Here is a 9,114-nt window from a genome sequence, read left to right on the forward strand (position 1 = left end):
AACTGATGATGGTGGAGAGATTTATTTATCGCCATTTGAAAAATAGAGAAATTGTAAAATTAAAGAAAAAAGAAATGCACAGTTCTTAGCTTATCGGGAACTGTGCATTTTTGTAAATAAATACTTTTAATTAGCCGATTACGGCGTCCTCTGCTGTAAAATGTTCCAGAGAATTTTCTTTTACCTGTATGCAGATATAAGTAATTCCGGAAATATCGGATGCAAAAAACTGACGCTTTGCAGCAGGTGCGATTTTTAGCCAGTCTCCAGTTGAAAGGCTGATTTCTTCTCCATCAATTATGGCTTTGCCGTTACCTGAAAGAATTCCATAGATTTCCTCATTTTCTTTATGAGAATGAACAAATGGGACATTTGCTCCTGCAGGTAGTTCGTTTAAACTGATTTCTGCACCTGTTAAAGACAACTTTTCATGCAGTTCAATTCGGTTTTCCTTTCCAATAGTTGTTTTTGTGTAATTTGTCATAATAATACCTCCATAGTTGATTTGTAGTTTCTGGTTGCTTGGTATTAGTATAGTGTGAGACACATACAAAAACAAGTACGCACCTTTTTGTAACTGTACACTCAAAATTGAATGTGTTACAATAGACTCGGAGGTGAGAATTATGCGAGCAAAAGAAGAATTACCGGAATGCCCAGTTGCAACAGCGGTATCTCTCATCGGAGGAAAATGGAAACTGCTGATTTTGCGTAACTTGAAAGAGCGCCCATGGAGATTCAATGAGCTACAACGAAGTATAGATGGTATTTCACAAAAGGTTTTGACAGATAGTTTAAGACAAATGATGAGTGATGGACTGGCATATCGCCACGATTACCATGAGCAGCCACCGAGAGTCGAATACGGATTAACGGAACTCGGAACAAAAATGCTTCCAATTGTTAATTCACTTGCTGACTTTGGTAACTACTATAAATCACTTATTGAACAGAATTAAGTACGTTAGTATTTGAAAAGTTCGAACAATCGGAATTGACAGAGGTAATGAACTAGGTCTTAACGAAGAGGAGAAATAGTTAACAAAGAGAGGTGCATATGCTATGCCAGGTATACTCGTGGTTGAAGATGATGAAAATTTAAATCGTGGAATTACATTCTCACTGAAAAAATCCGGATATGAGGTTTTTTCAGCAGAATCAATGAAAAAAGCGAAAAGAATTGCAAGTGATAATAATGTGGATGTTACCATTTGTGATGTGAATCTTCCGGATGGGAATGGACTGGAATTTGTAAGGTGGATGAGATGCAATTATAATACATACATTATTTGTCTTACAGCACTAGATCAGGAGATGGATCAGGTCATGGGATATGAAGCAGGGGCAGATGATTATATTACAAAGCCGTTTAGTCTTTCGGTACTTCTTTTGAAAATAGAAGCACATTTCCGCCGCAGACAGGAGAAAACGGAAGCCGGAAAGATGATTTCGGGAGATATCGTATTTATCGCAGGAGAAATGAAAGTCCTGATAAAGAGTCGTGAAATCAGTCTGACAAAAACGGAGTTGAAAATGCTGACTTTTTTTCTTCAGAATCCGAAACAGATTCTTTCAAAAACACAAATATTGGAAAATGTGTTTGATCTGGAAGGGGATTTTGTGGATGAAAATACAATCGCTGTCAATATCAGAAGACTCCGTGAGAAAATCGAAGACAATCCGGCTGCACCAGTCTATATAAAGAATATCAGAGGTCTTGGGTATATATGGAATCAGGAGGTAAGGCAGTGACAAAGAGATATCGCAAGAAGATTACAGTAGTGCTCTCCTTGGTATTACCTGTCATATTATTGTTTGCAATATTAAATTGCTTTACCACGTATGTGTTTTATGAAGATTATAAATATAAAATGAATCTTATGACAGAAATTGCAGCAAAGGAAAAATTTTCCGGGCTGGATGCTGTTTCGGAATTGCTTAAGGATAAGGATATTGAAACCAACGAACAGGGAAGGCGATTATTGGAGCAATATGGATACTGGGGAAATAAAGGGAATGTGTTTTATTCGCAATTCCGGCATCAGGTTATGGTGACCGGTGCTGTAAGCACTGTGATATGCGTGCTTCTTTTGATTATTTTATTTTATTGGAAGAAGACAGAAGATGCGTGTCATCAGAAAATTTTAGACCAGTTAGAAGAAATTCTGATCAGATTCCGTGAAAATAAATTTGATGATTTACTGAAAACGGAAAATCATGCAGAACTGGAAAAATTGAATGACCAGCTTGAAGCAATCGGACATCATATTCAGTTGCTAAAGGAAGAAGCACGGGAAGAAAAAGAGAGCACGAAAGAAATGGTTTCTGATATCTCTCACCAGTTAAAGACACCGGTTGCAGCTTTGGATACATGTTTTAGTGTGCTGATGCAGAATGACTTAAGTGCCACAGAACAGGAGGAGTTTCGTATCCGTTGTCGGAGTGCTCTGGATGGACTGGAGACATTATTGCAGTCGCTTCTTGAAATATCCAAGATGGAAACTGGACTGATTCAGATTAATAAGAAAAAACTTCCGCTTATGGATACTGTCATATCTGCTGTGAACCGTATTTATCCCAAAGCGGATGAGAAAGAAATTGAATTTGTTTTTGAATATGAAAAAGAGATGGAAACATGCACGATTATGCAGGATAAAAGGTGGCTTGGTGAAGCGGTGATCAACGTTCTGGATAATGCGGTCAAGTACAGTCCGGGTGGTTCAAAAATATTTATCCGGTTACAAAAAAGAAACGATCTTGTAAGAATGGAAATTGAGGATCAGGGAATTGGTATTCCGCAGAATGAGTATCACAAAATTTTTCAACGATTTTACAGAGAAAGTTCCCGGGAGGTCATGGAAAAGAGTGGTACAGGAATCGGACTTTTTCTATCGAGAGAAATTATCGAAAAACACGGAGGTACGATCACGGTAACCTCCGGCAAAAAGAAAAAAGGAAGCACGTTTGTGATTCAATTACCATATGTTGGTTAAATTTTAAGTGAGCAGATATCTTACAATTCTGTAAGACTTCTGCTCGTTTTTTGAAAGTGAAATGAAAGATTGTCCTGATACAATTTGGATGTAGAATGAAAAGGAGGCAACACATGAGTGTGATATTAGAAACCAAGCAGCTTTGTAAGTTTTATGGCACAGGTGAGAATCAGGTCAAAGCGGTCAATCAGGTGGACATTCAGATTGAGCAGGGAGAATTTGTCGCAATTGTTGGAAAGTCAGGTTCCGGTAAAAGTACATTACTTCATATGCTTGGAGGGCTTGATACCCCGACAAAAGGCAGTGTTACTTTAGCAGGGAAAGATTTATACAGGATGAAAGAAGATGCTCTTGCTGTTTTCCGCAGAAGAAAAATCGGATTTGTTTTTCAGGCATTTAATCTGGTTTCATCTGTTAATGTATGGGAAAATATTGTACTGCCACTGGGGCTGGATGGAAGAAAAGTGGATGAAGCGTATGTAAATGATATTATTGCAACTCTGGGGATTGAAAACCGGATTTATAATCTGCCAAATCAGTTATCCGGAGGACAGCAGCAGAGAGTAGCAATTGCAAGAGCACTGGTGAATCGTCCGGAAATTATATTTGCGGATGAGCCGACAGGCAATCTTGATTCTAAGACCAGTGATGAGGTAATCGCTCTGCTTAAGATGACAGCAAAAAAATATGGACAGACAATTGTAATGATTACCCATGATGATGAAATTGCACAGGTCGCTGACCGTATTCTGGTGATTGAGGACGGACAGGTGGTGGATTTCAGATGAAGACAATAAGCAGGATTGCATATAGCAATGACAAAAGGAACAGGACAAGAAGTATACTGATCATGATGGCAATCTGTCTGGCCACGATGCTGCTTGTTATCATCAGTACTGTGGGAAATGGGGTAATTCATTTACAGAAAAGTCAGGCGGCAGGATCATATGGAAGCAATTATGGTCTGTTTGTTTCCGCAGACGGATCGCAGTTAAAAGAAGTAAACCGCCGTGCGGAAATAGATGCTACAGGCACTATGTGCACCGAAGGTATCATAAAAGGCAATGAAAAAGGCGGGTTTGTCTGCATGGATGAGACTGCAAGAAAAATGCTTCCTTATAATAAAGAATATGAGTTGAAGGAAGGAAAGTATCCGGAAAAAATGCAGGAAATTGCCGCAGGAAGAGCATTTTTTCGTGCAATGGGGTATGGTGATGTAAAGATCGGAGATACGGTTACACTGGATTACCGCGCAGGGATGCAGTCAGAATATAAGCCGGAAGAATTTGTTGTCAGCGGAATCCTATATGATCGGGATGAGTATACCATCGAGGCATCTTATGTTGCTTTCGGGTCACAGGAGTTTTATGATGAGCACGTCGCAGAGAATGACAGACAGTATAATATTTATTTTACTTTAAATGATTCTGCAAATGTATCTATGAATAATATTGATTCGGTTATAAAGCAGATTGCAGCAGCTTGTGGGATCGAAGAAAAAAACGTTATAGTCAATGATCTCTATTTGCAATGGGTCTTGCAGCCGAGTTATGAAACGATTGCGGTATGCGAGGTTTTGATTCTTGCAATTGTACTTTTCTCTGTTGTGGTCATTTATAATATTTTTCAGGTCGGTATTGCCAACAAGATACAGGAGTATGGAAAAATCAAGGCTCTGGGAGCAACAAAAAAGCAGATGAAACAACTGATCTTCAGAGAGGGCATTTTTTTGACAATTTTTTCAATACCGGTTGGATTGCTTCTGGGCTTTCTGATTGCAAAATGCGGTTTTAACTGGTTGGTAGAACAGGGGAATCTTGTATCAACCGGAACTGACTCTATGGGAGTCCAAAATCAGCAGGTGTCACTGTTTTCCCTGCCTGTTATGCTTCTATGTATTTTCGTATCATTTCTTACCGTTGCTTTGGCACTGCGTAAACCAATGAAAATTGTTTCACGGATTTCACCTATCGAAGCAACACGGTATTTAGAAAATGCAGAAACACACAAAAAAGGAAAACGAAATGGCAGAAAAAATGTCACCGTGTTTTCTATGGCAATGGCAAATGTAATGGGTAACCAAAAAAGAACCATTGGTACCATCCTCACACTGGGGCTTTCCTGCGCATTGTTTGTGATTATTTCTAATTATGTGGGAAATATTGACACGGAGCATGAAGCACGTCTTTCCGTTAATCATGGACAATTTGAACTGCAGCTTGACTATTCTGCTGAGTATGATGAAAGATATCCGGAGAATAATCTGGATACGATTCTGACGGATGATCCATTGAATGATTCGCTGATTGAAGAAATCAAAAGCATTCCGGGAGTGACAGATGTCATGACGAGAGAGATTGTCTCTGTAAATCTGAACGGAACAAGATTTCCGGCTGCTGTTGTGAGTAAAAAGGATTTTGATTTTATGCGCCAGGACGGGGATATTGGCTCTATGGACTATGATCAGGCGGTAAAGAATGGTGAAATTTTCTTTGGTTGGTCGATGTGGATGGAACAAGATGGATATGCTCCGGGTGAATCCATTGCATTTGACTTTGAGAATGGAAGTGGAACCTATACCTATCAGGGAAAGATTGCAGGATCCTTTGTAAGTGCGGACACTTACCTTGTCATTCCGGAAGGCGTATACCGTTCCATGAATCCGAGAGGAGCAGCCTATGGCTATCTGTGGGTGGACTGTGACAAAAAAGATGTGGCATCTGTGGAGCAAAATCTGAATACATTGATTTCTAATACTTCGCATATAAAAATGGATACTTATCATGCGCAGTTACAATCTGCAGAATTCTCAGCTCGCACGATGAAGCTTGGCTGTTATCTGTTTATAGCGGTTGTAGGATTCATCGGTTTTATGAATATGGCAAACACCATGATCATGAATATTACGACAAAAAAGCAGGAATATGGTGTATTACAGGCTGTGGGTATGACAAATAAACAATTAAATTTATGTCTGCAGTTACAGGGACTGATTTTTACGGTTGGCACCATATGTGTAGCACTTGTCGTTGGTCTGCCACTTGGCTACGTGCTCTTTGCCTATGCAAAGCATAATGGGATATTTGGAATGAATGTCTATCATGTTCCAATTACACCAATTCTTGCTATGATTTTGCTGGTCAGCCTTTTGCAGATTGTGCTTTCCTGCGTTTTAAGCAGTAATCTGAAAAAGGAAACGCTGGTAGAAAGAATAAGGTATCAGGGATAGCAAGTATTGCTGGGATATCCTCAGTATCATAACAGGAGACCGTTTCAAGTTTTGTGTAAACGCTAAAAACTGATATAAGATTTGTGAATAGTTACAAATGGGCAGAGCCGATTTTCCGGATTCTGCCCATATCTGCATTATACAGGAGTTTTTGGGCATGTCAATAAGACCTGCCCAAAACAAGCTGGTTTTACAGGTTGTGTCCGATCAGACGCTCTTCAAAATAGATTTCAAGCTGGGAGTGGATCTGCCCCCAGTCCTGCCTATGTCCGGTCCATTTTTCGTGATATCCATAGTTGCCAGATACAGCATTTTCAAAAGGCTGTCATCTGACGGAAAAACGGTCTTGCTTTTGGTCACTTTCCGAAGCTGACGATTGAATCCTTCAATGGCATTTGTGGTGTAAATTAGACGTCTTACTGCCTCCGGATATTTGAAGTATGTTGACAGGGTTGCCCAGTTATCATGCCAGGATTTATAGATTTTCGGGTACTTGGAATCCCATTTATCTTTGAACAATTCTAACTCATTTAAAGCTGCTTCTTCCGTTGGAGCCGCATATACAAGCTTCAGATCAGCCATCAGCTTTTTGATGTCTTTGTAGGAAACAAACTTCGTTGAATTACGGATCTGATGAATAATACACTGCTGGATTTCTGTTTTTGGATAAACAGCTTCAATTGCCTGTGGAAATCCATTTAGTCCATCCACACATGCTATCAGAATATCTTCAACTCCGCGGTTCTTTAGTCCATTCATGATGGAGAGCCAGAACTTGGCACTTTCGTTTTCTCCAACATACATACCAAGAACGTCCTTTTTTCCGTTAATATCAATGCCAAGAGCAATGTAGACTGCACGTTTTACAATGCGTCCTTCACTTCGGACATGATAGTGGATAGCATCCATAAATACGACAGCGTACACTTCTTCCAACGGACGTTCCTGCCATTCTTTTACAATTGGAAGGATTTTATCCGTAATCCGGCTGATGGTACTGTCAGAAATATCAATATCATACAGTTCCCGCATGTGAGATTCGATATCTCCGGTAGTCATTCCCTTTGCATACATGGAAAGGATTTTTTCTTCCATGTCCTGAGTCACAGTATTCTGATATTTTTTGATTAGCTGAGGCTCATACTCACCGTTACGATCTCTTGGAATTGCTACATCCATATCTCCATAGCTTGTGTGCATAGTTTTGCTGGAATGACCGTTTCTGCTGTTGTCTGTTTCTTTGTTACGATAATCATACTTGGAATATCCTAATTCTTCATCCAATTCCTCATCCAAAGCACCTTCCAGAAGAACAGACATCATGTCACGCATGATACTGTTTACATCGGTGCCGTCTTTGATGCTGATATCATTATTCTTCAGATAATCACGCATCATTTCTCGCATTGCTGCTTTTTGTGGGCTGTCTTTTCTTCTTGCCATAACAATAACCTCCAAACTGAGTAATTTTATCTTACATCAGTTTGGAGGTTTACACAAACTTTGGGATGCTCCCCATAACAGGAATTAAAAGCACTTGGTTTCAAAAAGTTTTGTACTTTTGACAAAATGCAACCGATTTTTCATCAATTATAATAAATTTGATTAAGCAGCCTGTGTGTAATGAAGCATACAGGTTGCTTGCATTTTATAACTCTAATGAATCTTCTGTATCTACCCACATCTGTAAATTGCCCTCAAGATATAATCTCGCATATTCAAGTGGTTCATCGACTGCAAGTGAAGTCAATGCACAGTCTGATCCGGGTGTGGTTTTTAAATCCTTTTCGGCTTCCCAGCAGTCAATGCGAAGCATATAGCCGGCACTGGTATAAACATCAATACTGTTGCACTGTAGATTGTATTCTGCAAATATTGTTCTCATCGTATCCCATCTCCTTATTATTCAATCAATCATTAGCTATAAAAATTAAGAAGCATTTCAATCAGTTCACCATGTCAGTTTTATTTTGTGTTATACTGTTTTATATAATTTTTTTGGTCTCCGCTGCCGCTTCGGTCGGCACAGAGCAGAGGTCCACCGGACCTCTTGTGCCCTTGTATTTTCCCTTATCAGAGTTCGTAAACTTATATGGGAAGATATAACACAAGGGAAACAATAAGGGAAAGCTCACCTGCGACAAATCCAGTGTTTTCAAGGGCTTGCGGAGAATTTAATAACAAAATATAACAGTTATTAAATCTCTTAAAACAGGTGAAATCTCAATCGGAAGTTGTAGGAGGAAATTTTTAATGAATATAACAGTTTATCTTGGGGCAAACGAAGGAAATGACCCATGCTTACGAAAAGCAGTTGAGGAATTGGGGGCATGGATTGGAAACAGTGGAAATGCACTTGTTTACGGTGGTTCTAAAGGTGGTTTAATGGGAGCATTGGCAGACAGTGTATTGAAGGCAGGCGGTGATGTTACGGGTGTTGAGCCGAATTTTTTTATTGAAAATGAGTTTCAACATGATGGACTGACAAAACTGATTGTGACTAAGGATATGTCTGAGAGAAAAAACAAAATGATTGAGTTAGGAGAAGCCTTTATTGCCTTCCCGGGCGGCACGGGAACATTGGAGGAAATTGCAGAGGTAATGTCGAATGTGTCTTTGAAACATCTGGAGGCACCCTGCATTCTCTACAACCTGAACGGTTACTACGATGATTTGAAAGCACTTCTAAATCATATGATTGAAAAAGGATTATCTTCTAACGAGCGACAGGAGGGAATCTTTTTTGTTGAAAATCTGGATGATATAAAGCGAATCTTGAGACGGGCATAACTTATGTTTGCACAGTAAAATGGAGTTGCATTAGCGAAAGACAGAGCACGATCAATTCCAGTTGTGCGCCCAGCTAAGGGTGTGTAGTCAAGCCGGTGGGAA

General features: G+C 39.6%; 8 protein-coding genes and 1 pseudogene. 6 read left to right on the forward strand and 3 right to left on the reverse strand.

Annotation, left to right across the window (positions count from 1 at the left end):
• Window positions 1–130 precede the first annotated feature (130 nt).
• The gene (locus tag DWZ40_RS18725) at window positions 131–484 is read right to left on the reverse strand and encodes a cupin domain-containing protein (RefSeq protein ID WP_117495883.1); all 354 of its coding nucleotides are present in this window, start codon (window positions 482–484) and stop codon (window positions 131–133) included.
• 142 nt (window positions 485–626) lie between these two features.
• On the opposite strand from DWZ40_RS18725, the gene DWZ40_RS18730 reads away from it, so the two are divergent.
• The 5 genes from DWZ40_RS18730 to DWZ40_RS18750 all read left to right on the forward strand — a co-directional run bounded on the left by DWZ40_RS18730 (window position 627) and on the right by DWZ40_RS18750 (window position 6,222).
• A complete protein-coding gene (locus DWZ40_RS18730; RefSeq protein ID WP_072522465.1) occupies window positions 627–959 on the forward strand; it encodes a helix-turn-helix domain-containing protein in 333 nt (110 codons plus the stop codon).
• Between the two features lie 103 nt (window positions 960–1,062).
• A complete protein-coding gene (locus tag DWZ40_RS18735) occupies window positions 1,063–1,752 on the forward strand; it encodes a response regulator transcription factor (RefSeq protein WP_005427500.1) in 690 nt (229 codons plus the stop codon).
• Window positions 1,728–2,993 (forward strand): HAMP domain-containing sensor histidine kinase, encoded by a 1,266-nt coding sequence (locus tag DWZ40_RS18740; RefSeq protein ID WP_118544323.1) that lies wholly within the window; start codon window positions 1,728–1,730, stop codon window positions 2,991–2,993. Before DWZ40_RS18735 ends, DWZ40_RS18740 begins: the two co-directional genes overlap by 25 nt.
• Window positions 2,994–3,106: 113 nt before the next feature.
• Window positions 3,107–3,781, forward strand: coding sequence for an ABC transporter ATP-binding protein (locus DWZ40_RS18745; RefSeq protein ID WP_118544324.1), 675 nt, complete (start codon window positions 3,107–3,109; stop codon window positions 3,779–3,781).
• Window positions 3,778–6,222 carry an ABC transporter permease gene (locus tag DWZ40_RS18750; protein ID WP_118544325.1) on the forward strand — a complete coding sequence of 815 codons (2,445 nt, stop codon included), beginning with the start codon at window positions 3,778–3,780 and terminating at the stop codon, window positions 6,220–6,222. The genes DWZ40_RS18745 and DWZ40_RS18750 overlap by 4 nt, the downstream gene beginning before the upstream one ends.
• Window positions 6,223–6,412: 190 nt before the next feature.
• Here the strand turns inward: DWZ40_RS18750 and DWZ40_RS18755 are convergent.
• Both DWZ40_RS18755 and DWZ40_RS18760 read right to left on the reverse strand, forming a co-directional pair.
• Window positions 6,413–7,629, reverse strand: a pseudogene (locus DWZ40_RS18755) (IS256 family transposase).
• A gap of 241 nt (window positions 7,630–7,870) precedes the next feature.
• Window positions 7,871–8,107 carry a DUF6061 family protein gene (locus DWZ40_RS18760; RefSeq protein WP_118544326.1) on the reverse strand — a complete coding sequence of 79 codons (237 nt, stop codon included), beginning with the start codon at window positions 8,105–8,107 and terminating at the stop codon, window positions 7,871–7,873.
• 368 nt (window positions 8,108–8,475) lie between these two features.
• On the opposite strand from DWZ40_RS18760, the gene DWZ40_RS18765 reads away from it, so the two are divergent.
• Window positions 8,476–9,012, forward strand: coding sequence for a TIGR00730 family Rossman fold protein (locus DWZ40_RS18765; protein WP_118544327.1), 537 nt, complete (start codon window positions 8,476–8,478; stop codon window positions 9,010–9,012).
• The last annotated feature ends 102 nt before the right edge of the window (window positions 9,013–9,114 follow it).

The sequence above is a fragment of the Clostridium sp. AF32-12BH genome (assembly GCF_003477935.1).
Lineage (GTDB): Bacteria > Bacillota > Clostridia > Lachnospirales > Lachnospiraceae > Brotaphodocola.